General features: G+C 71.3%; 21 protein-coding genes. 13 read left to right on the plus strand and 8 right to left on the minus strand.

The genetic code is table 11. The annotated features are described in order from the left end of the window. The first annotated feature begins 2 nt into the window (after positions 1-2). From FHS44_RS13645 to FHS44_RS13680, 8 genes are all read left to right on the plus strand, one after another. Positions 3-1,232: a phenylacetate--CoA ligase family protein gene (locus FHS44_RS13645; RefSeq protein ID WP_184714334.1), complete on the plus strand. Its 1,230-nt coding sequence runs from the start codon at positions 3-5 to the stop codon at positions 1,230-1,232. Beyond that, on the plus strand, positions 1,229-2,500 hold the full coding sequence (locus tag FHS44_RS13650; protein WP_184714335.1) for an MFS transporter: 1,272 nt from the start codon (positions 1,229-1,231) through the stop codon (positions 2,498-2,500). Before FHS44_RS13645 ends, FHS44_RS13650 begins: the two co-directional genes overlap by 4 nt. Beyond that, positions 2,497-3,372, plus strand: a complete 876-nt coding sequence (locus FHS44_RS13655; protein ID WP_184714336.1) for an SDR family NAD(P)-dependent oxidoreductase — start codon at positions 2,497-2,499, stop codon at positions 3,370-3,372. Before FHS44_RS13650 ends, FHS44_RS13655 begins: the two co-directional genes overlap by 4 nt. Further along, the gene (gene paaI, locus FHS44_RS13660; RefSeq protein WP_312863642.1) at positions 3,369-3,824 is read left to right on the plus strand and encodes a hydroxyphenylacetyl-CoA thioesterase PaaI; all 456 of its coding nucleotides are present in this window, start codon (positions 3,369-3,371) and stop codon (positions 3,822-3,824) included. Before FHS44_RS13655 ends, paaI begins: the two co-directional genes overlap by 4 nt. Beyond that, positions 3,821-5,935, plus strand: a complete 2,115-nt coding sequence (locus tag FHS44_RS13665; RefSeq protein WP_376771588.1) for a molybdopterin oxidoreductase family protein — start codon at positions 3,821-3,823, stop codon at positions 5,933-5,935. The genes paaI and FHS44_RS13665 overlap by 4 nt, the downstream gene beginning before the upstream one ends. Before the next feature lie 361 nt (positions 5,936-6,296). Continuing rightward, positions 6,297-7,745 carry an FAD-dependent oxidoreductase gene (locus FHS44_RS42335; RefSeq protein ID WP_184714337.1) on the plus strand — a complete coding sequence of 483 codons (1,449 nt, stop codon included), beginning with the start codon at positions 6,297-6,299 and terminating at the stop codon, positions 7,743-7,745. Then, the gene (locus tag FHS44_RS13675; protein WP_184714338.1) at positions 7,742-9,091 is read left to right on the plus strand and encodes an MFS transporter; all 1,350 of its coding nucleotides are present in this window, start codon (positions 7,742-7,744) and stop codon (positions 9,089-9,091) included. Before FHS44_RS42335 ends, FHS44_RS13675 begins: the two co-directional genes overlap by 4 nt. A gap of 372 nt (positions 9,092-9,463) precedes the next feature. Further along, a complete protein-coding gene (locus FHS44_RS13680) occupies positions 9,464-10,720 on the plus strand; it encodes a phenylacetate--CoA ligase family protein (RefSeq protein ID WP_184714339.1) in 1,257 nt (418 codons plus the stop codon). Between the two features lie 258 nt (positions 10,721-10,978). On the opposite strand, the gene FHS44_RS13685 is transcribed toward FHS44_RS13680, so the two are convergent. The 6 genes from FHS44_RS13685 to FHS44_RS13710 all read right to left on the minus strand — a co-directional run bounded on the left by FHS44_RS13685 (position 10,979) and on the right by FHS44_RS13710 (position 15,080). Continuing rightward, on the minus strand, positions 10,979-11,227 hold the full coding sequence (locus tag FHS44_RS13685; protein WP_184714340.1) for a hypothetical protein: 249 nt from the start codon (positions 11,225-11,227) through the stop codon (positions 10,979-10,981). Between the two features lie 1,138 nt (positions 11,228-12,365). Next, positions 12,366-13,208, minus strand: coding sequence for a DUF5753 domain-containing protein (locus FHS44_RS13690; RefSeq protein WP_184714341.1), 843 nt, complete (start codon positions 13,206-13,208; stop codon positions 12,366-12,368). After that, on the minus strand, positions 13,183-13,722 hold the full coding sequence (locus FHS44_RS13695) for a DUF6879 family protein (RefSeq protein WP_184714342.1): 540 nt from the start codon (positions 13,720-13,722) through the stop codon (positions 13,183-13,185). Before FHS44_RS13695 ends, FHS44_RS13690 begins: the two co-directional genes overlap by 26 nt. 1 nt (position 13,723) lies before the next feature. After that, positions 13,724-13,924 (minus strand): hypothetical protein, encoded by a 201-nt coding sequence (locus tag FHS44_RS13700; protein ID WP_184714343.1) that lies wholly within the window; start codon positions 13,922-13,924, stop codon positions 13,724-13,726. A 96-nt stretch (positions 13,925-14,020) separates the two neighbouring features. Further along, positions 14,021-14,461: a hypothetical protein gene (locus FHS44_RS13705; RefSeq protein WP_184714344.1), complete on the minus strand. Its 441-nt coding sequence runs from the start codon at positions 14,459-14,461 to the stop codon at positions 14,021-14,023. Positions 14,462-14,825: 364 nt separating this feature from the next. Then, positions 14,826-15,080 (minus strand): Smr/MutS family protein, encoded by a 255-nt coding sequence (locus FHS44_RS13710; protein ID WP_184714345.1) that lies wholly within the window; start codon positions 15,078-15,080, stop codon positions 14,826-14,828. 349 nt (positions 15,081-15,429) lie between these two features. On the opposite strand from FHS44_RS13710, the gene FHS44_RS41745 reads away from it, so the two are divergent. Next, on the plus strand, positions 15,430-18,774 hold the full coding sequence (locus tag FHS44_RS41745; RefSeq protein ID WP_281401380.1) for a S8 family serine peptidase: 3,345 nt from the start codon (positions 15,430-15,432) through the stop codon (positions 18,772-18,774). A gap of 42 nt (positions 18,775-18,816) precedes the next feature. On the opposite strand, the gene FHS44_RS13720 is transcribed toward FHS44_RS41745, so the two are convergent. After that, entirely contained in the window at positions 18,817-19,245 is a 429-nt protein-coding gene (locus tag FHS44_RS13720) for a CBS domain-containing protein (RefSeq protein WP_184714346.1), read from the minus strand. Positions 19,246-19,421: 176 nt separating this feature from the next. Here FHS44_RS13720 and FHS44_RS13725 point away from each other — a divergent pair, with 176 nt between their 5' ends. Both FHS44_RS13725 and FHS44_RS13730 read left to right on the plus strand, forming a co-directional pair. Beyond that, complete coding sequence (locus tag FHS44_RS13725; protein ID WP_184714347.1) at positions 19,422-20,840, plus strand: aminopeptidase P family protein; 1,419 nt, start codon at positions 19,422-19,424, stop codon at positions 20,838-20,840. Between the two features lie 37 nt (positions 20,841-20,877). Beyond that, positions 20,878-21,555, plus strand: coding sequence for a 4'-phosphopantetheinyl transferase family protein (locus tag FHS44_RS13730; RefSeq protein ID WP_184714348.1), 678 nt, complete (start codon positions 20,878-20,880; stop codon positions 21,553-21,555). Here FHS44_RS13730 and FHS44_RS13735 read toward each other — a convergent pair. After that, positions 21,472-22,458 carry a cation diffusion facilitator family transporter gene (locus FHS44_RS13735; RefSeq protein ID WP_312863643.1) on the minus strand — a complete coding sequence of 329 codons (987 nt, stop codon included), beginning with the start codon at positions 22,456-22,458 and terminating at the stop codon, positions 21,472-21,474. The two genes, FHS44_RS13730 and FHS44_RS13735, sit on opposite strands and share 84 nt — an antisense overlap. A 128-nt stretch (positions 22,459-22,586) precedes the next feature. On the opposite strand from FHS44_RS13735, the gene FHS44_RS13740 reads away from it, so the two are divergent. Then, a complete protein-coding gene (locus tag FHS44_RS13740) occupies positions 22,587-23,177 on the plus strand; it encodes a malonic semialdehyde reductase (protein ID WP_184714349.1) in 591 nt (196 codons plus the stop codon). 93 nt (positions 23,178-23,270) lie between these two features. Then, the gene (locus tag FHS44_RS13745; protein ID WP_312863644.1) at positions 23,271-23,747 is read left to right on the plus strand and encodes a MarR family winged helix-turn-helix transcriptional regulator; all 477 of its coding nucleotides are present in this window, start codon (positions 23,271-23,273) and stop codon (positions 23,745-23,747) included. Positions 23,748-23,766: the final 19 nt, after the last annotated feature.

Here is a 23,766-nt window from a genome sequence, read left to right on the forward strand (position 1 = left end):
ACATGACCGGATCGTTCTCCCTGCCGCCGGAGGCCGCCGAACCGCGCCTCGACGTCGCGCGACGCTCCCTGGAACGGCTCAGGAGCGTGCCCGCGCTGGCGGAGCGCTACGCCGGGCACGGCAAGGTGCTCACGCTCGACGACCTCGCCGCACTGCCCGCGCTCGTCAAGGACGACCTCAACGTGGCCCTTGCGCACCTGAGGCCCAGGGCGGAGCACGGCGCCACCTGGCTCTTCCAGAGCGGCGGCAGCACCGGCGAGCCCAAGGTCGGCCACGCCCCGACCGGGTTCTACATGGGCGGCGTCCACGAGCGGTGGCAGCCGCTCGGACGCGACGACGTCTTCGTCAACGCCTGGGGCGCGGGCCGGATGTGGGGCGCCCACTTCCTGGCCGCCGCCTTCGCCGACCTGTCCGGCTGCGAGGTCATCGCGCTCGGCTCGGTCTCCGCGCAGGAGTACGGCGACTGGCTGTCGTTCTTCACCGCCAGGGGCGTGACCGCGTTCGGCGGCACCCCGAGCGTGCTGCGGCTGTGGTTCGCGCACGCCAGACAGGCCGGGATCCGCCTGCCCGCGCTGCGCAAGGTGCTCTGGCTCGGCGAGGCCTGGCACCCGCAGCTCGACGACGACCTGGCCGAGGTCGCGCCCAACGCCCGCCGCTGGGGCATGTTCGGCAGCACCGAGACCTGGGTCGCGGGCACCAACACCCCCGACTGCCCCGCCGACGTCTTCCACCTGCTTCCCGAACAGCTCGTCCACGCCGACCAGGACGAACTGCTGGACTTCACCACCCTCAACCCGGACATGCTCAACCCGGTGCTGCGCTACCGGACCGGCGACGCCGGGCGGTTCGTGTCATGCGAGTGCGGCAGGCCCGACCGGGCGCTGCGCGTCCTGGGCCGCCGCGACTCGGTGGTCCAGGTGCGCGGGCTCGGGCTGCACGTGGACGACATCGTCGCTCGGGCCGAACGGGAGCCCGGCGTCCTGCGGGCGCAGGTCCTGGTCAACGAACGGCAGGGCCGCGTCTCCTCGGTCGAGGTGCTGCTGCTCGCCGCCCCCGACGCCCCGCAGGGCCTGGCCGTACGGCTGCGCGAGGACCTGATGGCCTCGACCTTCACCATCAGCACGGCCTTCCAGCACGACCCGCAGTCCTTCGGGGTGACCGTCGCCGACGCGCTGGTCAGCAACGAGCGCACCGGCAAGACCGCCTCCTTCGTGGTGCGGGAGGAGCCGTGAGGCTGAAGGGCTCCCTCGGCCGGGAGTTCAACCTGTTCTGGGGCGGCCAGACGGTCAGCCTCGTCGGGGACCGGATCACGGTGTTCGTCGTGCCCACCCTGATGATCTTCGCGTTGCACGCCACGCCGTTCGAGGTGGGCGTGGTCGCCATGGCGCAGTACCTCGGCATCCCCCTGCTCGGGCCGGTCGCGGGCGTGCTCGTCGACCGCTGGGACCGGCGCAGGACCCTGGTCGCCTGCGACCTCGTACGGCTGGCCGCCGTGGCGGCCATGCCGATCTCCTACTGGCTCGGCGTGCTGTCCACCCCGGTGCTGTTCGTCTGCGTGGCGCTGGTCAGCGGGGCGACGATCTTCTTCAACGTCGGCTATCTCGTCGCGGTGCCCACCACGGTCTCCGAGGACAAGCTGGTCAGGGCCTACTCCAGGCTTGAGGGCAGCAGGACGGTCTCCGAGGTCGCGGGCCCGTCGGTCGCCGCCGGGCTGTACCACGCGCTCGGGGTCGCGGCGCTGCTCGTGGACGCGGCCACCTACCTGATCTCGGCCGCCTGTTTCCGCACCATGCGGCCCTGGGGGGCGGGAACCGTCCAGCCGGGCTCCGTGTGGTCACGTCTGGTCCTGGGGTTCCGGCTCAACTGGTCGGACCCGGTGCTGCGCCGGGTGGTGATCGCCGCGGTGACGCTGAACTCCGGCGGCCCCATCTTCGTCACGGTGCTGCCGGTGCTGGCCTACCAGGGTCTCGGCGTGCCGGTCGGCGTGTTCGGCGCGGCGATGTCGGCCGCCGCCGCGGGCGCGGTGCTCGGCGCGATCGTCGCCCCCAGGATCGGCGCCAGGCTCGGCCTCGGCCGTACGCTCGCCTGGTCGCTGCTGCTGCACTGCCTGGTCGGCCTGGGCATCCTCGCCGCGCCCGCCCTGCCCGCCGCGCCCGTCATCGGGGTGACGTTCGGCTGCTACGGCTTCTTCATGTCGTGCATCAACGTCTGCAGCGCCCCGATCCGCCAGTCGCGGATGACGGCCGACAACCAGGGCGTGACGCACGCGGCCTTCCGCACCGCGACGTGGGGGGTGATCCCGCTGGCCGCGCTCGTGGGCGGCCTGGCGGTCACCCTGCTCACCGACGACCTGGGCGTGCTCAACGCGGCCAAGGTGGTCATGGTCGGCGGCACCCTGCTCGCCGCGCTGTCCTTCGTGCCCGCCGCCGGGGTCCAGTCGCTGCTCGACCGGGCCGCCAGGCAGCAGGAGGAGCCGCAGCTTTCCGGGAGCGCGTCGTGACGCCCCCGCGCGGAGTCCTGCTGGTCACGGGGACCTCGTCGGGCATCGGCCTGGCGACCGCGGTGACCGCGGCGCGGGCCGGGTTCACCGTGGTCGCCACGATGCGCGACCTGAGCCGGGCCGACGAGCTGGACGAGGCCGCCGCCCAGGCGGGCGTCACGCTGGACGTGCGGCGCCTCGACGTCACCGACGCCGACTCCGTCGCCGCCTGCCTGGGTGAGGTACGGCGGGCACACGGCCGCCTGGACGCGCTGGTCAACAACGCCGGGATCTCCAACTCCGACCCGACCATGGAGATGTCCACCCTGGAGGCGCTGCGGGCCAACCTGGAGGTGAACTTCTTCGGCGTCGTCGCCGTCAGCCGGGTCGCGATGCCGCTGCTGCGCGCCAGCAGGGGGCGTCTGCTGACCGTCGGCAGCGTGCACGGCGTCGTCGGCCAGCCCTTCAACGAGGCCTACGCGGCGTCCAAGGCGGCCGTCGAGGGCTTCATGGAGAGCCTGGCCCCGGTCGCCGCCAGGCACGGGGTCCGGGTCGGCGTGGTCGTGCCCGGTTTCGTGCCGGGCACCCGGTTCGGGATCTTCCCCGGCGTCAACAGGGAGACCGTCCGCGCGGCCTCGGGACCGTACGCGGAGACCTTCTCCGACTATCTGGCCTGGGTGACCGGCCAGGGGTGGGAGGGGGCGGGCCAGTCCCGCTGGGAGGTGGCCGAGGTCGTGGTGCGGGCGCTGACCGACGAGGCGCCGCCGTTCCGCATCCCCACCGGCGACTGGGTCACCGCCTACCTGTCCCACAAACTCGCCGACCCGGACGGCTCCGCCGTACAGAAACTGGCCGGAACCTGGGTCGCGGGCCGGGACGGAGCGGCATCGTGAACGCCGGAGACGCCGTGTGCCGGTCCCTGGGCATCGCCGTCGAGGAGGTCGCCGAGGGGCGGGCCAGGCTGCGGATGCGGATCTCCGAGGACATGCTGAACGGCCACGGCCTGGCCCACGGGGGCTACCTGTTCCTGCTGGCCGACGCCGCCTTCGCCCACGCCAGCAACGCCCGTGGCCCGGTCACGCTGGCGCAGAGCGCGCAGGTCACGTTCCTGCGCCCGGCCGAGGCCGGTGAGGAACTGCTGGCCGAGGCCACCGAGCGCGTCCGGTACGGCAGGCACGGCGTCTACGACGTGACCGTACGACGCCCCTGTGGCGAGATCGTCGCCGAGTTCCGCGGCCAGAGCATCACGGTCTCCGGCAGACCGGGATTCTCCGACAGACCGGGCAGACCGGACGGCACGAATTCCGGCAGGCCAGTCTCCAGCGGACCGGGTGGGGCGTCGTGACGAGCGCGGGCACCGGCCCCCGCAGCGGGGTCGGCACCGGGACGCACTGCCCCTACTGCGCGTTGCAGTGCGGGATGACCCTGACCCCGCGTCCCCCCGGGGGCGCGCGGGTCGGTCCCAGGGACTTCCCGGTGAACGAGGGCGCGCTGTGCCAGAAGGGGTGGACGGCGGCGGCTCTGCTCGACACCCCCGACCGGCTCACCCACCCGCTCGTCCGGCACCGCAGGGACGAGCCGCTCCGCCCCGCGACCTGGGAGGAGGCTCTCGACCTGGTCGCCGGGCGGCTGCGGGAGCTGCGCGAACGGCACGGGCCGGACGCGGTCGCCGTCTTCGGCGGCGGTGGCCTCACCAACGAGAAGGCCTACCTGCTGGGCAAGTTCGCCAGGGTCGCCCTGCGCACCTCGCAGATCGACTACAACGGCCGGTTCTGCATGTCGTCGGCCGCGGCGGCGGGCATCCGGGCCTTCGGCCTCGACCGGGGGCTGCCGTTCCCGGTCACCGACCTTCGCGGGGCGGACGCGGTCATGCTGGTCGGGGCCAACGTCGCCGAGACGATGCCGCCGTTCGTCCGGCACCTGCGCCGGGCCAGGGACCGTGGCGGTCTCGTCGTGGTCGATCCCCGGCGCACGGCCACGGCGGAGCTGGCCTCGCTGCACCTGGCGCCGAGACCGGGCACGGACCTGGCGCTGGCACTCGGCATGCTGCACGCGGCCGTCACCGGGGGCCATCTGCGGCGCGACTACGTCGGTACGCGGACCGACGGGTTCACCGAGGCGTGGCGGATCGCCGCGCGCTGGCGTCCCGAGGAGGCCGAACGGGTCACCGGGGTCGCGGGCGCCGACCAGCGCGCCGCCGTCGAACTGCTCGCCGGGGCCCGCGACGCCTACATCCTGACCGGCCGGGGAACCGAGCAGCACTCCCGTGGCGTGGACACGGTCTCCGGCTGGATCAACCTGGCGCTCGCCCTCGGGCTGCCGGGCCGTACGGGGTCCGGGTACGGGTGCCTGACCGGGCAGGGCAACGGGCAGGGCGGGCGCGAGCACGGGCAGAAGGCCGACCAGCTTCCCGGCTACCGGCGTCTCGACGACGAGGCGGCGCGGCGGCACGTGGCCTCCGTGTGGGGCGTCGCCCCCGAGGAGCTGCCGGGGCCCGGCCGCTCCGCCTACGAGCTGCTGGACGCGCTGGGCACCGCGACCGGACCAAGGGCACTGCTGCTGTTCGGCAGCAACCCGGTCGTCTCGGCGCCCAACGCCGCCCACGTGACGCGCAGGCTCGCCGCCCTCGACCTGCTGGTCGTCGCCGACGTCGTCCCCTCGGAGACCGCGCTGCTGGCCGACGTGGTGCTGCCGGTCACCCAGTGGGCCGAGGAGGAGGGCACGATGACGAACCTGGAGGGCCGGGTGCTGCTGCGCCGCCGTGCCGTACCGCCCCCCGAGGGGGTCCGCGGCGACCTGACCGTCCTGCGTGAGCTGGCCGTACGGCTCGGGCAGCCCGCCGAGCGCTTCCCCGACGATCCCGAGGAGGTGTTCGCGGAGCTGGGCCTGGCCTCGCGTGGGGGCGCGGCCGACTACGCGGGGATCAGCCATCGGCGGCTGCGGGCGGGTGAGGCGCTGCACTGGCCCTGCCCCGAGCCCGGCCATCCGGGGACGCCCCGCCTGTTCCTGGACGGCTTCGCCCACCCCGGCGGCCGGGCGCGCTTCACCCCCGTCGAGCACCGGGGACCCGCCGAACCGGCCGACGCCGCCTATCCACTGGTCGCCACGACCGGCCGGACGCTCGCCCACTACCAGTCCGGCGCCCAGACCCGCCGCGTCGCCGAACTGGTCAGGGCGGTGCCCGCGCCGTACGTGGAGGTCCACCCCGACACGGCGCGGCGGGCGGGGCTGGCCGACGGCGACCTGGCACGCGTCGTCTCGCGGCGGGGCACGGTCGAGGCCGAGGTGCGCTGCGTGCCGGGAATCAGGCCGGACACGGTTTTCGTCCCCTTCCACTTCCCCGACACGGGACGAGCCAACCTGATCAGCAACCCGGCCCTCGACCCGATCAGCGGAATGCCCGAATTCAAGGCATGCGCCGTACGGCTCACCCCGGCTAACGAGGAGGGGTCATGAGTCCCTTCAGGGCGATCACCGTCGGCTACGACATGGCCACCGTCGCGTCGGCGGCACAGCTCACCCCGACCCACAAGGAGGGGCCATGAGCCCCCTCAAGGCGATCATCGTCGGCTACGGCAGGCCGACCGCCACAAAAGCACGGCGCGGCTCGCCCCACGAGGAGACGCCGTGAGCCACCTCAAGGTGGTCATCGTCGGCTACGACATGACCGCCATCGCAAAAGCGCGCGCCGTACGGCACATCCCAGCCCACGAGGAGGCGCCGTGAACCCCCTCAGGGTGATCATCGTCGGCTACGACATGGCCACCGCCACAAAGGCACGCGCGGCACGGCTCGCCTCAGCCCACGAGGAGGGACCGTGAACCCCCTCAAGGTGGTGATCGTCGGCTACGGCATGGCCGGAGCCCGGCTGGCCGAGCTGGTCAGGGAGCGCGATCCGGAGGGCGAGCGGGTCGAGCTGACCGTCGTGGGCGCCGAGTCCCGTCCCGCCTACAACCGGGTGCTGCTGTCCGGCGTGCTCGACGGCACGATGACCGCCGACGACATCGCCCTGCACGGACGACAGTGGGCGCGCGACAACCAAGTCAGACTGCTGCTCGGGGCCACCGCCGTACGGCTGGACCGGGTGGCGCGCGTGATCCACCTCGCGGACGGCTCCTCGGTCGGTTACGACGTCCTGGTGCTGGCGACCGGCAGCAGGCCGTGGCTGCCGCCGGTCGGCGGGCTGGCCGACGAGCGGGGCGCGCCCGCGCGGGGCGTGGCCACCCTGCGCGGCCTGGACGACTGCGCCCGGATCGCCGCCCTGACCGGTCCCGGCGTCCCCGTGGCCGTGCTCGGCGGCGGGGTGCTCGGGGTGGAGACCGCGCTCGCGCTGGCCAGGCGCGGCGCGGGGGTCACGCTGGTCCATCCCGCGCCCCACCTGATGGAACGCCACCTGGACCCGACGGCGGGGATGATCCTGGCCGGTCTGTGCCGCGCGGCGGGGGTGCGGGTCGTGACCGGCCTGGCCGCGGTCAGGCACTACCCGGACGAGGGCGTCAAGCTGGAGGACGGCGCGTTCGTCCCCGCCGCGCTGACGGTGGTGACCGCCGGAGTGCGGCCGGAGACGGACCTGGCCGTCGCGGCCGGACTGGGCTCGGCGGAGGGCGTCCCGGTCGACGACCGGCTGCGTACCACCGACCCGCGCGTCCACGCCCTCGGCGACTGCGCCCGGGTCGGTGACGCGCCGTCCGGGCTGCTGCGGCCCGCCTGGGAGCAGGCGGCGGTGCTGGCCGACCTGCTCACCGGCGCGGACCGTACGGCACGCTACCGCCCGAGCCCGGCGGTCACCCGGCTGCGCGCCGGGAACATCGACCTCACCGCGTTCGGCGCCGCACACCTCGGGCTGGACAGCCGGGAGGCCGAGGTGCTCAGCTACGCCGACCCCGCGAGGGGGACCTACGCCAAGGTGGCGCTCGACGGCGACCAGGTGGCCGGGGCTATCGTGCTCGGCCTGCCCGACGCCGGGGCGGCGCTGACCCAGCTGTACGACACCGGACGGCCCGCGCCCACCGACCGGCCCGCCCTGCTGCTCGGCAGGGCGCTGCCCCGGGCCGTCGAGGACGACCCCGCCCACCTGCCCGACTCCACGGTGATCTGCCGCTGCAACTCGGTGACCAAGGCCGACCTGACCCGCGCGGCCCGCGTCACAGGCGGCGGCGTGACCGCTCTGGTCCGCGCGACCAGGGCGAGCACGGGGTGCGGGGACTGCCTGCCGAGAGTACGGCGCCTGGCCGGCCCACACGACACGACAGGGACCCAGACATGACCGACAGAAACCTCAGACCCCGCAGGACCGGGCGTTGGATCGACCACTGGGAGCCGGAGGACCCCGGCTTCTGGGCGGCGACAGGACGCCGCGTCGCCACCAGGAACCTCGTCTTCTCCATCGTCGTCGAACACCTCGGCTTCACGGTGTGGCTGCTGTGGAGCGCCGTCGTCGTCCTGCTGCCCGCCGCGGGCTTCCCCTTCGACGTGGACCAGCTCTTCTGGCTCGTCGCGGTGCCCAACCTGGTCGGGGCCGCGCTGCGGCTGCCGTACACCTTCGCGGTCTCCGCCTTCGGCGGGCGCAACTGGAACGTGGCCAGCGCGCTGCTGCTGCTCGTCCCGGCCGGACTGCTGGCCTGGATGGTCTCCGACCCGCGCACGCCGTACTGGATGTTCCTGGTGGCCGCGGCGACGGCCGGGCTCGGCGGCGGGAACTTCGCCTCCTCGATGGCCAACGTCTCCTACTTCTATCCGGAGCGGAGCAAGGGCTTCGCGCTGGGTGTGAACGCGGCGGGCGGCAATCTCGGGGTGGCCGTGGTGCAGTTGGTGGTCCCGCTCGTCGCGGCCCTCGGCCTGGCCAACGCCGGGCTCGTGTGGGTGGTGCCGATCCTGGCGGCGGCCCTGTGCGCCTACCTGTTCATGGACAACCTGGCCGTGGTGAGGGCCGACTTCGCCTCGCAGAGCAGGGCCTTCCGCCGTGGACACACGTGGATCATGTCCTTCCTCTACATCGGCACCTTCGGCTCCTTCATCGGCTACTCGGCGGCGTTCCCGCTGCTGGTCAGGGCGACGTTCCCGGAGGCCGCGGCCACCTACTCCGCCTTCCTCGGCGCCCTGGTCGGCTCGCTGGCCCGTCCCTTCGGCGGCTGGCTGGCCGACCGCCACGGCGGGGCCAGGGTCACCGCGTGGTCCTTCACCACCATGGCGGCCGGGGTCGTCGGCGCCCTCGCCGGACTCGGCACGCACAGCTTCCCGCTCTTCCTCGGCGCGTTCATGGTGCTGTTCGTCGCCTCGGGGACGGGCAACGGCTCCACCTACCGCATGATCCCGGCGATCTTCACAGCCCAGGCCGAACGCGACGTCGCCGACGGCGTGGGACACGAACAGGCCAGGCTGCGCGCCAGGCGGGAGGCCGCGGCCGCCATCGGCATCGCCTCCGCGATCGGTGCCTTCGGCGGCTTCCTCATCCCCCGCGGCTTCGCCGTCTCCCTCGCCCGGACCGGCTCCGTGGACGTAGCGCTCTACCTGTTCCTGGCCGCCTACGGCGTGTTCCTCGCGACGAACTGGTGGTTCTACCGCCGCCGCGTGCTGGCCCGCATCCCGAGCCTGGCGAACGCCCTGATCTGACCCTCTGTCCGGGCGGTTCCACCACCACCGCCCACGCCCCGAGCCTGCCCTGAGTGCTTCTCCCACCCCCACGCACTTGCCGAACCCCCCGACCCGATCCCTCAGCCCCCACGTCCCGAGCCTGGCCAACGCCCTGCCCTGCTCTCCTCCTGGGTGCCGCGCTCGCCAACCTCCTGACCTGCCCCCGGTCCTGGGTACTTCTCCTCCTCCGCCCACTCGCCGACCCCCTGGGGACCGCGTACTCGCCACCCCCCTGGGGACCGCGTGCTTGTCGGAACCCCAGCCTGACCACCTCCCCGACCTGACGGCACTTCTCCCACCCCCACGCGTCCACCGGCCCCAACCCGAACCCCTGTCCCGGAAGGAGCGGCAATGCCCGCCAAGCCACTGCGTGACCTGATCGACTTCGCCAGGCGCAACTCCCCCTTCTACGCCGACCTGTACCGCGACGTGCCGCACGGCGTCGAGGACCTCACCCTGCTGCCGGTCATCGACCAGACAGCCTTCTGGGCCGCCAACACCTGGCCGGACAACCGCCTGCTGACCGGGCCGCTGACCGACGCCGGGGTCTACACCTCCGGAGGCACCACCGGCGCGCCGAAGTTCTCCCCCTGGACCCGTACCGAGCACACCGACTCCGTCAGCGCCTTCGGGGCGGGCATGGTCAGGTCGGGCCTGCGCCCCGGCCACCGGGTGGCGAACCTGTTCTTCGCCGGTGAGCTGTACGGCGGCTTCCTCTACATCGACAACGCCCTCTACCACGCCCCGGTCGAGAACGTCCGGCTGCCCGTGGCGGGCTCGGCCCCCGACGACTACATCGCCGACCTGATCGCGGCCTTCGACGTCGAGGTGCTCGCGGGACCGCCGATGAAGCTCAGTGGGGTCGCCGACGCCATGAACGCCAGGGGCCTGACGACCGAGTCGGTCGAACTGCTGCTGTTCGGCGGCGACCTCCTCTTCGACGACCTGCGCCCGCACCTGGCCAAGGCCTTCCCCCGCGCGGTGATCGCCTCCCTCGGATACGCCTCCGTGGACGCCGGGCTGGTCGGCGCCCCGGTCCCCGGCCACGACGTACGGGTGCACGAGGCCTTTCCCAACAGGACCCTGGTCGAGCTGGTCGACGAGGTGACCGGCGAGCCGATCACGGTGCCCGGCGTGCCCGGCCGGGTGCTGGTCACCAACCTGTTCCGCACCCTGATGCCGATCATCCGCTACCCGGTCGGCGACCGGGCGGAGTGGGTGGACGACGAGTGCCGCCGCTTCCGGCTGGTCGGCAGGACCACGGAGGGCGCCAGGGTGGCGATGGTGACGATGCGCACCGAGGACGTCCGCGAGGTGATCGTCGCGGCGGACACCGAGCGGGTGCTGGCCGGGATGCAGCTCGTGCAGCGCCGCTGGGACAACAAGGACGGCCTAGTCCTGCGCCTCGCCTACACCGAGGACCCGTCCGAGGCCCTGACCAGGCACTTCATCGAGGCCGTCCACGAGGCCCGCCCGATGTACCCCGAATACGCCGCCAAGGGCTTCGTCCACCCCCTGAGCGTCGAGTGGGTACGGCCCGCAGACCTGGCCACCAACCCCAGAACCGGCAAACTCATCCCCCTCGTGGACGAACGCTCCCACACCTGAGCCGACGCCTTTACAATGTAGATCAAGAACGGCCCCGGCGTCCCCTCTCCAGGACGCACGGGGCCACATCTGCCTAGAAAGGCAAGCCCTCGAACCCGGCGAGACTCAGCGCGACGTGCGAGTCCACCCCCACGGTCCGAGGAGCGGCCTCCAAGGGACGCCATGCCGTACGGCCCGCACGCGAAGCCGGTTCAGACCGTGACCGGCCTGTGGTCGGCGCGCGACGCAGCCGGTCACACACTTGGACGCGCTACGACGTCATGATCCGGTCGCGTCGGTGTGCTCCGCCTGAGCCGCCTCGCGCAGTCCGAGCCCCACCTCGATGACCTCCTCGGTCTCCGCGAGCGGCCGCAGGGAGAGGAGCACCTCGGCGTCCGTCACCTCGCGCCCGAAGATCAGGTAACTGTCATAGCCCGTGGGAACGACCCTGACGGCCTGGCCGTCGGAAGGGGCGTCGAGCTGCCCGCTGTTGGCCACATGGAGCAACAGCCCTCGCGGTACCTCCACGATGGACGGGTTCGTGGTCCTCCACCCCCGCACGAGGTAGGTACCACGATCCGTGTCATACAGCCCCAGACATTCGTCGTCCCGACTCTCCGGATCCTTGCCAAGGAACGTGGCCTTCATGTGACGCCTCCCGAACCGAGCGAAACCTACCCCCGCGAGCATTCCACGCCCCCACCACACGAGGCACAGGATTCACCAAGCGCCTTCTCGTACGGCTACGCGCCCCTCGGCCGACCTCCTCCCGGTCAGGACGTCTCCCCAAGAGAGACTTCCTGGAGGATGAAAGTTCTCCGGGGTCACGGCCCACGCCTACGACCTCATCACCACCCTGCCGGACTTCTTCGTCCGCCCAAGGGGCCGCGTCCACGACGCCGGACGCTCGACCGGCGCCCTCACCGAGCGCCTGCCCCCGCGTCGCCCGGCCACCGAGGTGACCGGGCTGAACATGACCGAGGTCGCCAACGTGGAGGTGGCCGACGCCGCCTCGTACGGCTGACCTGGTCGTGGGGTACCTCGCCTTCCAGTTCACCCCCGTCGAGCAGCGGAGCGCTGATCGTCAAGGCGTTCTCGGGTCCCCCCCTCCAAGAAGACCCGAGAACGCCACCCGGCTCCTGGCAAGCGACGACAGGAGGCCGGGAGTCAGGAGTCAGTCAGCGGGTTGGTGTCCCCCGTCCGGCGACTCCGGGCAGGAGGCCACCGCGTGGGCGCCAACCCACAACCGCCCCCATCCGGAGTCGAACGGCACGACGCGTTTCCCGCAGTGCTTGCGGTCCCGGACACCCGGCACCTTCGCGAGGTCGTCAGGCACAGGAATCCGGAAGCGGGCCGATGGGTCGTACGGGCCACACAGCCTCTGCCACGTCGCCCGATCGAAGCCGCTCACCGGGGCTCGCCCGGCGGCGCGGACTCCCGGGGATGGGGATGGACCGGACCACGGCGCGAAGATGGTCGGCCACCTCTGGCCGTCCGGGAACGTTGCGAGGTCGTGTGTACGGTGTCGACGCCGATGAGTTTTCTGGAGGTCGTCGCCCATGGTCAGGACGCTACGGGTGGGAGTTGACCAGTCTGAAGAACGGTGCAGGAAGATGTGCCCAGAGCCTACGCTTCCGCCGAACCGAGCACATCCACGCACCTTCAATCACTCAGCGGGCGTCAACTCGTCCAATGCCCGCTCGATCACCTCCCGGGCCTGCCGCCCGTGGACGGCCACCTCAGCCAACCGCGCGAAGGTCCTCAGGTAGGTGCCGACCTCGGACGGCTGGGTGACGGCCAGGCTGGCGGTGATGGTCTCCGCCGCGACGTGCCGGTCGTCGAAGAGGTGGAAGCCGTGCACCGGCGCGACCGGGTAGACAACCTCGAAGGGGATGACGCCGAACCGGATGGTGCGCATCGTCGAGGCCACCGCCAGCTTCTCCAACTGGGCGGCCAGCACCTCGGGCGGGCACAGCCGAAGGCGCAGTACGGATTCAGTGATGACGAAGTGGAAGCGCCGACCGGGCGTGTAGAGGACCTGCTGACGCAGCATGCGCGCCGCGACGGCCTCGGTCAGGTCGTCGGCGGCGCCGTCGTACGTGATCGCCTCGGCGAGCCGGTGGCGGGCGTACTCGGCCGTCTGCAGCAGGCCCGGGACGAAACAGGTCTCGAAGTTGCGGACGAAGACCGCCTCGGCCTCGTACTCGGCGAACGTCCGCTGCTGGGAGGCCATCCCGGTGCGGAACATGCGCCGGTACTCGACGTGGTGGCCCTCCAGGGAGTGCAGCGCGGCGACCAGTTCGGGAAGCAGCGTGGGCACCCCGCAGGAGGCCGCCCACGCCTCCAGGTCAGCGACAGACGGCGTCTGCCGCCCTGCTTCGATCTTGGGGATCTTCGTGCGGTGCCATCCGTGGGCCGCGGCGAGTTGCGCGCCGGTCAGGCGTGCCTCTCGCCGCAGCTCACGCAGCCGCAGCCCAAGGGCTTCACGGGCCTTCTGGTAGGTGGACACGGGTGCTGTACTCACTCCAGGGGACGGCGTGGTGACAGGCCACGTCCCGGTAGTAGCAGTGACGGACCACCACGGCAGGATCGGTGACGACATCCGCCCCGAGCAGGATGTCGTCCTCGCCGAACCGCAGCAGGAGCAGGGTCGTGGAGTCGATCAGCCAGAAGTCGTGATCCGGCAGACCAGCGACGACCGGGTGATGGCGGGGCAGGTAGCGGATGTCCTCACCCGCTGCGGTGTTGTACTCGGCGAGCGCGAGTCCGAACCTGGTGTAGTCGCTGTGCGGCTCGGACACCACCCTGACCCGCCCCATCCACTGCCCTTCGGCGATCCGGGGACCGAGTTCCTCCACCCAGTCGGCCATGTAGAAGCCGTCGAGCTCCCCGGTGTCGAGGAAGTGGCGCACGACCTCCGCCTCGGAGGGCTCGTTGTAGCGGTCACGCGCTTCCAGCCGGAACGCGGTGTGCCGGAAGGCGAGGACCAGGTCGGCGAACTCGGAGGGATCGACGAAGGTCACCTCATTCGGGCTTCGGGGCGAGGTCGAACAGGTCGGCGGGAACCTCGACGTAGAACTCGTCGTCTCGCAGGTCGACCAGGTCGGCGATGGCCTCGGGGTCGGTCACATACTTGCCCTGAACGACGAAGGTCCCACGGTCAGTGGCGTACAGAGCGGGACAGCCGGTCTTCCCACTGGAGGTGCCGAGCAGGGTGAGTCTCATGATGGTGCGCCTTCCGTGAGGTTGGTGCGATCGACTTGATGCTCAGTGCTGCTTGAATATGCGTCAAGCTGCATCGCGGTGACAGTGCCAAACGCGTCACTCCACGATCTTGCCGAGCGCCGCCTCGTACGGCTGCGCGTCCGTCGGCGTCAGCTCCCTCGACACCCGGACCAAGACCGAACCCTTCACGTAGTCGTACTCGCCCAGCATCGGCAACTTCTTGCCGATCTCGCCGATGTAGGCGGCCCTCGCCTCCGCCTCATCAGCTGAGGCGAACACCTCGACGCTCCCGCCGAGTTCGACGTCTCCCGGCTTCGCCGCTGACGTCTTCGACGGGTCGACGCGCCGGTCGGTGAACGACGCCTTGGAGGTGTAGCCGTTGGGGCGGCCGAGCAGCTTGTTCGGGTCGTTGGAAGCGTCGTAGGTGACGGTGAGCGTGACGGGCATGCCCTGCTTGGCCAGCGCCTGGATCACACCGGCGGCGTCCAGGTCGGTGGTGGGCACGCCGCAGGCGGTGAGAGCAGAAGCCAGCGTCACAGCCGCGACGAGGGGGACAAGGCGCACAGTAGGCCCTTCATGTGAGGGGGTTGAGGTGCCTGTGGGACGGCTGAGTACGCCTTCTGGTTGCCCAGCCTTCTCCCCTCACACGTTGTCGTACGCGCAACCGCTCGCCCCCGGATGTCTTGGCTGGCGTTCCGGGGGCGGCCCTGAAGGTCAGGCTTGAGCGAGCCGACCGAGGTAGGTCCGAATCCAGGCGGCGCGCGACTGCCGACCTTCAGTTCCCTTTTGATGCGGGAAAAGGGGGCACCCGAGGGCACATCACACCGAGACCAAACGAGACAAGAAATCCCGGTTCAGACCGGGCAATGGCAGATTCCCTCAGGTGGGGAGTCTGCCCTTCTCACTTGTGCCTGAAGTAGACGAACAGGCGGCCGTGGTTCTTGGAGTCCTTGTCTATGCGGTGGTAGAGGGCCTTGATCTCCTTCTGTTCCAGGAAGCGCAGGACCTTCTTCTTGAGCTGACCGGATCCCTTGCCGGGGATGATCTCGACCTCGGTCGCACGCTTTCTGATGGCCTCGTCGATGATGTCGCGCAGTGCACGGTCGATCTCACCGCCGCGGTTGAAGATCGGGTGGAGGTCCAGCTTCAGCTTCACGGGTCCAGCCTCTCATCTCACACGATCGCGGACGAGCCCGCCCGGGACCCGGGCCAGCCATTCCGATGATTGCCGAAATTTCCGTATCTAGGCAAACAAAGGGGCTCTGGCTAGGCTCCCTTCCATGATCAGCCGTCCGTATCGGGCGGCCGTTCCCTCGTTACCCGGTGGGGAGGGCCGAGGCCTCCTCAGCCGTGCCCGGACATGGCGGGTGACCAGGCGTTTCCCGATGGTGTGACGCATCCGCGCCGCCCCCAAGCACGTCCCAAACCCCTCAAGCACATCCCCCGAAAGAAACACGCCCCCACAAGCACATCCCCAGTGCAACGTCCCAGAAGGAGGCCCCCCGTTGTCAAGCACGTCTCCCCCGTCACGGGTACGGCGCCTGGTCGCCGCCGTCGCGGGCGCCGGGCTCGTCGCGGTCATGGTCCCGCCCGCACACGCGGACCCGACCCCCGGTCAGGAGAGCCGGCAGAGATGGACGGCGACCCCGCTGACCGGTGGCGAACCGATGCAGGGCGCGAGGTCGGAGACCGGCAGACTCGCCAGGAGTGACCAGGCGTTGCTGCGCTCCACCTCGGAGGCGGCCGTCAACGTGATGGTCAAGCTCGACTACGACTCCTACGCCGCCTACCGGGGTGGGCTCGACGGCCTGCCCGCGACGAGTCCCGCGGAGACGGGCAGGGCCCTCGACGTCCGGGGCGCCGAGGCCAGGAAGTACGCCGGGCACATCGAGCGGGTCGAGGACGCCTTCCTGACCGCGCTGGCCAGGGAGGTCCCCGGCGCCAGGGCCGGGCAGCGGCTGCGGACCGTCTACGGCGGGATCGCGCTGCGTATCCCGGCCAGCAAGGCGGCCCTCGTCGCCAGGCTCCCCGGGGTCGCCGCCGTGCAGGAGGACAGGCCCGAGCGGCTGCTGACCGACTCAAGCGCCTCCTTCATCGGGGCGCCCACGATCTACGGCAAGCTGGGCGGTGCCCCCTCCTCGGGCAAGGGTGTCATCGTCGGCGTCCTTGACTCCGGCGCCTGGCCCGAGCACCCCCAGTTCGCCGACCCCGGCACGCTGCCCGCCGTACCGCCGACCAAGGACGGGACGCCGCGCGTCTGCGCGTTCGGGGACAATCCGCTGACGCCGCAGGCCGACCCGTTCGCCTGCGACCGCAAGCTGATCGGCGGCGCGGCCTTCCTGGACACCTACAACTCCTCCTATCCCGGGGAGAAGTATCCGGACAGCGCCCGCGACTCCAACGGGCACGGCACGCACACCGCGACCACCGCGGCGGGCGGCCCGGTCGCCGACGCGACCCTGCTCGGCATCAGCCGTGGCCCGCTGCACGGCGTCGCCCCGGCCGCGCACGTGTCGGTCTACAAGGTCTGCGGTCAGCAGGGTTGTTTCCCCTCCGACGCCGCGCAGGCCGTCGGCAGGGCGATCCTCGACGGCGTCCAGGTGATCAACTACTCCGTCTCCGGCGGTGCCTCCCCCTACAGCGACCCGGTCGAGCTGGCCTTCCTCGACGCCTACGCGGCGGGGGTGTTCGTCGCGGCCTCGGCGGGCAACTCGGGGCCGAAGGCGGGGACCGTCAACCACGTCGGCCCGTGGGTGACCACGGTCGCGGCCTCGACGCAGAGCCGTACGTTCCAGTCGGCGATCACGCTGGCGGGGGCGGGCGGGGCGAGCACGACGCTCAAGGGCCAGTCCGTCACGACGGGCCTCGCCTCCCCGTTGCCGGTCGTGCTCGCCTCCGCGCCGCCGTACTCGAACGCCGTGTGCTCGGCTCCCGCGCCCGCGGGCCTGTTCACCGGGAAGATCGTCGCCTGTGAGAGCGTCGGCGACCGGATCGCCAAGGGTTACAACGTACGGCGGGGCGGCGCGGCGGGCCTGATCCTCTACGACGCCAGGGCGCTCGACGCGATGGCCGACAACCACTGGCTCCCGGCGATCCATCTCGGCAAGCCGGAGGCCGACACGATGCTGGCCTTCCTGTCCGCCAACCCCGGCGCGACCGCGACGTTCGCCCAGGGAGCCAAGGCCACCGGGCAGGGCGACGTGATGACCTCCTTCTCCTCGCGGGGTCCCGGCGGCGACTTCCTCAAGCCCGACGTCAGCGCGCCCGGCCTGCACATCCTGGCCGGTCAGACGCCGGTGCTGGAGAGCCCGTCCGGCGGTCCGCCCGGCAACCTGTACCAGGTCATGGCGGGCTCGTCGATGGCGGCGCCGCACGTGGCGGGGGCGGCGGCCCTGCTGTTCGCGCTGCACCCGGGCTGGACGCCGGGGCAGGTCAAGTCGGCGCTGTCGACCACGGCGAGGACGTCGGTCACCAAGCAGGACCGGCTCACCCCTGCCGACCCCTTCGACGTGGGCGCCGGCCGTATCGACCTGACCAGGGCCGGTGATCCCGGGCTGACCATGAGCGAGAGCGCGAGCAACTTCGCCGCCGCGGCGGCCGACGAGCTGAACCGCGCCGACCTGAACCTGCCGTCGGTGAACGCCCCGGTCATGCCGGGTGTCCTCACGGTCAGGCGTACGGTCACCAACGTCACGAACAGGACCCTCCTCTACCGGGCGACGGGCACGACGGTGAGCGGGGCGAGCGTCACGGTGCTGCCGCCGCTTCTGACCGTCGCCCCGGGGAAGAGCGCGAAGCTCAGCGTCGTGATCGCCGCTCCCGAGCTGCCCGACGGCCAGTACTTCGGCCGGGTTGACCTCAAGGAGGTCGGCGGCAGCCGTGACCTGCACCTGCCGGTGGCGTTCTTCCGCAGGCAGGGGGCCGTCCCGGTCGAGCAGAACTGCGCGCCCTCGGACATCAGGCGTGGCACCGACGAGGCCGTCTGCACGGTCACCGTACGCAACGGCACCTTCGCCAGGACCGAGGTGACGGCGGTCAGCACGCTGGACGGCAGGCTGCGCCTGAACGGCGTGAGCGGCGCCACGAAGATCGGCACGCAGATCGCCACGGCCAAGGCGACCCTGGCCGCCAGGCAGCCCGACAGGCCGGGGGTGGCTCCGGGGACCGGGCCCGCGCCGTACATCCCGCTGGACGCCCTCGGGGTACGGCCGACGCCGATCGGCGACGAGCAGGCGCTGAACTTCACAGTCCCGGCGTTCACCTACGCGGGCAGGACCTACACCAGGCTCGGTGTCGTCTCCAACGGCTACACGGTCGCGGGGGGCACCTCGGACCCGGCCGACATCAGTCCCACGCCGCAGGCGCTGCCCGACCCGGCGGCTCCGAACAACGTGCTCGCGCCCTACTGGACCGACCTGGACGGCACGGACGCGCCCGGCGTCTACGTCGGCACGCTGGCCGACGGCCCCAACAGGTGGCTGGTGGTCGAGTGGCGGCTCAACGTCCGCGGCACCTCGGACACCAAGGTCTTCCAGCAGTGGATCGGGCTCAACGGCACCGAGGACATCACCTACACCTACGACCCGGGCAGGCTGCCCGGCTCTCCGTCCGGTGATCTCGGCCTGACCGTGGGCGCGGAGAACGCGGACGGTACGGCGGGCGGCAAGCTCTCAGGGCCGCCTACCGGGGACCTGAGGGTCACCAGCACGCCCGGGGCACCCGGTGGAAGCCTGACCTACACGCTGAGGGTCAAGGGGGTCACCCCGGGGACCGGGACCGTGACGACGGGCACCTCGACGCCGCAGGTCAAGGGCCTGACCGTCGAGGTCGGCAAGGTGACCGTGCGATAGCGGCCGGGGGTGGGGTCCGCTGCGGACCCCACCCCGAAGGGATCAGCGGTGAAGGTAGTCGACGAGGTGGGCCCGCTCGGTCTCCAGCGACTCGATGGAGCTCTTGACCACGTCGCCGATGCTGACGAGCCCGACGAGCCGTCCGCCCGTGACCACCGGGACGTGCCGGATGCGGTGTGTCGTCATGGTCTGGCGCAGGTCGTCGGCGTTGGCGTCCGGCGCGCAGGTGCGGACCTCGGTGGTCATGATGGACGAGACCGGCGCCTGCAGCACGCCGGGCCCACGCTCGTGCAACTGCCGTACGACGTCACGCTCGGACACGATGCCGGCGATCGAGAACCCGTCCTCGGACACCACCGCGGCGCCGATGTTGTGCTCGGCGAGCAGTCCGAGCAGGTCTTTCACCGTCGCCCCGGGGCTGACTGTCGTCACCGCGGATCCCTTGGCCTGCAGAATCTTCCCGATCAGCATGGAAACCACCTCGGTTCGGCCTGGCTGGGGTATCCCTGGGTTTTGCCCTGCCCGGGCCCGCCCTAAGCATGGACCGCGCGGTCCCCGCGACCGTGGTGTCACACACGGTCGCGAGGTGCGCGTCCCACCTCCGATTAGTAACGTGTGAAATACCACAATCTCACCACGGGGAAACGATGACCGAGAAGCTCAACACCGGCAGCCACGACCTGCCGGTCTCCGAGGCCCTCGCCGCGTTCATGGGCACCGGCTGGGCCGACACCCACCGGGACGACCTGACCGCCCTGCCGCAGGCGGCCTACACCGCCAAGCGCCGTGCCGCGCTGGCCGCGCGCTTCCCCGGCGAACGGCTGGTCGTCCCGTCCGGCACGCTCAAGGTCCGCAGCAACGACAGCGACTACCGGTTCAGGGCGCACAGCGCCTTCGCCTACCTGACCGGGGACCAGGAGCCGGACGACATCCTGGTCGTCGAGCCCTCCGGGACCGCCACGCTGTTCCTGCGTCCCCGCTCGCCGCGCTCGGCCCCGGGCCAGGCGGGGCAGGAGTTCTACCGCGACCGCCGCTACGGCGAGTTCTGGGTGGGCAGGCGCCCCGACCTCGCGGAGGCCGAGTCGCTCTACCTGATCGACTGCGCGCCGATCGACAGGCTCGGCGACGCGCTCACCGGGCCCGCCAGGGTGCTGCGCGGGATCGACGCCTCGGTGGACGCCCTGGTCTCCCCGCACGAGGGCGACGCGGAGCTTGAGACGTTCCTGTCCGAGATGCGGCTGACCAAGGACGAGTGGGAGGTCGCCGAGCTCCAGTTCTCCGTCGAGGCGACCGTCCGCGGGTTCGAGGACGTGGTCAGGGCGATCCCCCAGGCGATGACGCACCGGCGTGGCGAACGCTACCTGGAGGGCGTCTTCGGGCTGCGCTCCCGCCTTGAGGGCAACGCCGTCGGCTACGACAGCATCGTGGCCTCCGGCGCGCACGCGTGCGTCCTGCACTGGATCCGCAACGACGGCGCCCTGAACGGCGACGACCTGCTGCTGCTCGACGCGGGGGTCGAGACCGACGCCCTCTACACCGCCGACGTCACCAGGACGCTGCCACTCTCGGGCCGCTTCAGCCCGGTCCAGCGGCAGGTCTACGAGCTGGTCTACCGGGCGCAGGAGGCGGCCATCGCCACGCTGCGTCCCGGCGCCAGGTTCCGTGACTTCCACCTGGCGGCCATGCGGGTCATCGCCGAGGGACTGCACGACTGGGGAGTGCTGAAGATCGGCGCCGACGAGGCGATGGAGCCCGGCAGCGGCCTGTACCGCCGTTACACGCTGTGCAGCAGCGGCCACATGCTCGGCCTCGACGTGCACGACTGCGCGAAGGCCCGTGCCGAGGCCTACCTCGACGGCGTGCTTGAGGAGGGGCAGGTGCTCACGGTCGAGCCCGGCCTCTACCTCCAGCCCGACGACCTGACCCTGCCGCCCGAGCTGCGCGGCATCGGCGTGCGCATCGAGGACGACCTCGTCATCACGACCGACGGCGCCCGTCTGATGTCGTCGGGGCTGCCCCGTCACCCGGACGAGGTCGAGGCGTGGATGGCCCGGCTGCTCCCCTGATCGACATCGAGCGGAGGGATCAGCCTAATCTGGGCGAATGCGTGATTGCCTGGTGCTGGCCGGTCCCACCGACGAGATCTACTCCCCCGCCGCGCTCGACCTGCTCACCGACGTGGAGCGGGAGCGGGCCGCGCGCTTCCTCCACGAGTCCCACCGCCGTGACTTCGTCGCCGCCCACCTTCTCGTACGGCGCTGCGCCGCCCGGCTGACCGGGGTGCCCGAGGACAGGCTGACGCTGCTGCAGCACTGCGACCGCTGCGGTCCCGGGCACGGCAGGCCGTACCTCGCGGAGATCCCGAAGCTCGGCGTCAGCCTCTCCCACACCGGGGGTTACGTGTGCGCGGCGGCGGGTCCGGGTCGGGTCGGGGTGGACGCGGAACGGGTGCCCGGCGGCCCGTTCGAGGAGGCCATCGCGGCGCAGGCGCTGGCCCCCGCGGAGCGGCCCCTGGTGACCGACAACGAGGCGCTGATCCGCCTGTGGGTCCGCAAGGAGGCGCTCATCAAGCGCGGGGAGCTCGCCATGGAGGGGTTGCGCTCGACCGACCTGTCCGCGCTCCCGCTCGACGGCGGCGGGGACGGGCAGCGGCACCTTGAGTGGGAGGGCAGGCACCTGCTGGAGTGGCGCACCGCCTCAGACGTCGCGGTCAGCGTCGTCACCGACCACCCGGCCACGCTTGGCCGCCTCCCCGGGAGTCGGGTCGAGGAAGACCTGTGAGATGGCGGGGAAGCGCTCGACGAGGGTGCGTTCGACCCGGTCAGCGGCGCGTTCGAGGGCGCCTGCCGTGCTCTCGTCGACGAAGTCCACCCGGGCGGCGACCATGATCTCGTCGGGGCCCAGCATCATCGTCAGCAGTTCGACGACCGCCTCGACCTCGGGCATCGCGAGCAGTTCGGCCCTGATCTCCCGCTCGATCCGCACCGGCGCCGCCTGGCCGATCAGCAGGGAGGCGTTGGCACGGATGAGGTTGAGCGCGACGCCGAGGAGCAGCAGGCCGATCACCACGGAGGCGGCGCCGTCCCACCGGGAGTCGCCGGTCGCCTGGTAGGCCAGCAGCCCCGCCGCGGCGACCAGCAGGCCGATCAGCGCGGCGCCGTCCTCGAAGAGCACGGCCTTGAGCGCGGTGTCCGGGGTTCTGGAGACGTAGCGCTGCGGGCTCACCTTCAGCTTCCTCGCCTGCCCGCGCACCTGCGACAGGGCCTTGAGGAAGGAGATCCCCTCGACGACGAACGCGACCGCGAGGACCACGTAGGAGAGCGTCAGGTCGGCCAGTTCCTCGCCGTAGGCGATCTCGTGCACGCCGTGGGTGATCGAGAACCCGGCGCCGCCGATGAGGGTGGCGAAGGCGGCCATCAGCGCCCAGAAGAAGCCCGCCATGCCGTACCCGAAAGGATGACGGGCGTCGGCGGGACGCCCCGCCCTGCGCACCGCGACGAACAGCAGGACCTCGGTGACCGTGTCCGCGGCCGAGTGCATGGCCTCGGACAGCATCGCCGAGGAGCCGCTGACGAGTCCGGCGACGAGCTTGGCGAGGGCGATGACGAGGTTGGCCACCCCCGCGACGATCACCGTGCCGAGGCTCTCCGGCTTGTCCTCCGCCCGTTCCGTCCGGTCGTTCACCCTTTGCCCCCTGCCCTGTCACCCGGTCGTGACGCACGTCTCCTGCCCACCCCGGAATAGTTGAATCTTCATCCATGTTGACAGAGGCAATCCCGAAAAAGGCACAAACGACTCACAAGAGGTGAAAAATGGCACTCACGCTCTCTCCGGAAGCCCAGGACCTGCTCTTCCGCGAGGCTCGTACGGCCAACACCTTCACCACGGAACCGGTGAGCGACGAACAGGTGAGGGCGATCTACGACCTGATCAAGTACGCCCCGACCGCGATGAACCAGCAGCCGCTGCGGATCGTCCTGGTGCGCTCCCTAGAAGCCCGCGAACGCCTGGTCCGCCTGATGTCACCGGGCAACCAGGCCAAGACCGCCGCCGCCCCGCTGGTCGCCATCCTCGCCACCGACCTCGACTTCCACGAGGAGCTGTCCAGGGTCTTCCCGCACCGGCCGGGAGCCAGGGACGCCTTCGACGCCGACGAGGCGCTGCGCACCCGCACCGCGAAGTTCAACGCGGCCCTGCAGGTCGGCTACTTCATCCTCGGGGTGCGCGCGGCGGGCCTCGCCGCGGGCCCGATGGGGGGCTACGACGCCGACGGCATCGACAAGGAGTTCCTCGACGACGCCCACACCGTGCTGGCGGTCGTCAACATCGGCAGGCCCGGCCCGGACGCCTGGTTCGAGCGCCTTCCCCGTCTGGCCTACGAAGAAGTCGTGACCACCGTCTGAGGTAGGTTCTGCTCTATGAGCCAGGAGCGATCGCGGCACGGCGGGCGAAACGGCCAATCCGTGGCGGCCTCCAGCACGACGAGCGAGGAACGGGTGATAGCAGCAGTGAACGACGAGGAGCCCCGCTGGCTCTCCACGATGGAACAGCGGGCATGGCGTGCTCATCTGACCGCGCACAAACTTCTTGAGCACCGCCTCGATCGTGACCTGCAGACCTTCGGACTCTCGGTGAACGACTACGAGATCCTGGTCAACCTCTCGGAGAGCGCCGAGCATCGCATGCGCATGAGCGACCTCGCCGACGCCACGATCCAGTCCCGCAGCCGCCTGTCCCACCAGATCTCCCGGATGGAGGCGGCCGGGCTTGTCGCCAGGGAGACCTGCGTCGACGACAGGCGCGGCACCTTCGCGGTGCTCACCGAGCACGGCTGGGCCACGATCCAGCAGGTCGCCCCGCACCACGTGGCCAGCGTCCGGCAGCACTTCATCGACCTGCTGACCGACGACCAGCTCCGCGAGCTTGAGGCCGCCTACAGCCCGGTGGTCACCCACCTCAAGAGCCTGCGCTGAGCCCCTGCCACCGGTACGG

The sequence above is a fragment of the Streptosporangium saharense genome, assembly GCF_014203715.1.
Lineage (GTDB): Bacteria > Actinomycetota > Actinomycetes > Streptosporangiales > Streptosporangiaceae > Streptosporangium > Streptosporangium saharense.

What these genes read in the sequence shown, in the direction of transcription:
- FHS44_RS13645 (WP_184714334.1), top strand. Translation starts at nt 3, where the DNA reads ATGACCGGATCGTTCTCCCTGCCGCCGGAGGCCGCCGAACCGCGCCTC.
- FHS44_RS13675 (WP_184714338.1), top strand. Translation starts at nt 7,742, where the DNA reads ATGACCGACAGAAACCTCAGACCCCGCAGGACCGGGCGTTGGATCGAC.
- FHS44_RS13680 (WP_184714339.1), top strand. Translation starts at nt 9,464, where the DNA reads ATGCCCGCCAAGCCACTGCGTGACCTGATCGACTTCGCCAGGCGCAAC.
- FHS44_RS13700 (WP_184714343.1), bottom strand. Translation starts at nt 13,924, where the DNA reads ATGAGACTCACCCTGCTCGGCACCTCCAGTGGGAAGACCGGCTGTCCC.
- FHS44_RS13720 (WP_184714346.1), bottom strand. Translation starts at nt 19,245, where the DNA reads ATGCTGATCGGGAAGATTCTGCAGGCCAAGGGATCCGCGGTGACGACA.
- FHS44_RS13725 (WP_184714347.1), top strand. Translation starts at nt 19,422, where the DNA reads ATGACCGAGAAGCTCAACACCGGCAGCCACGACCTGCCGGTCTCCGAG.
- FHS44_RS13730 (WP_184714348.1), top strand. Translation starts at nt 20,878, where the DNA reads ATGCGTGATTGCCTGGTGCTGGCCGGTCCCACCGACGAGATCTACTCC.
- FHS44_RS13740 (WP_184714349.1), top strand. Translation starts at nt 22,587, where the DNA reads ATGGCACTCACGCTCTCTCCGGAAGCCCAGGACCTGCTCTTCCGCGAG.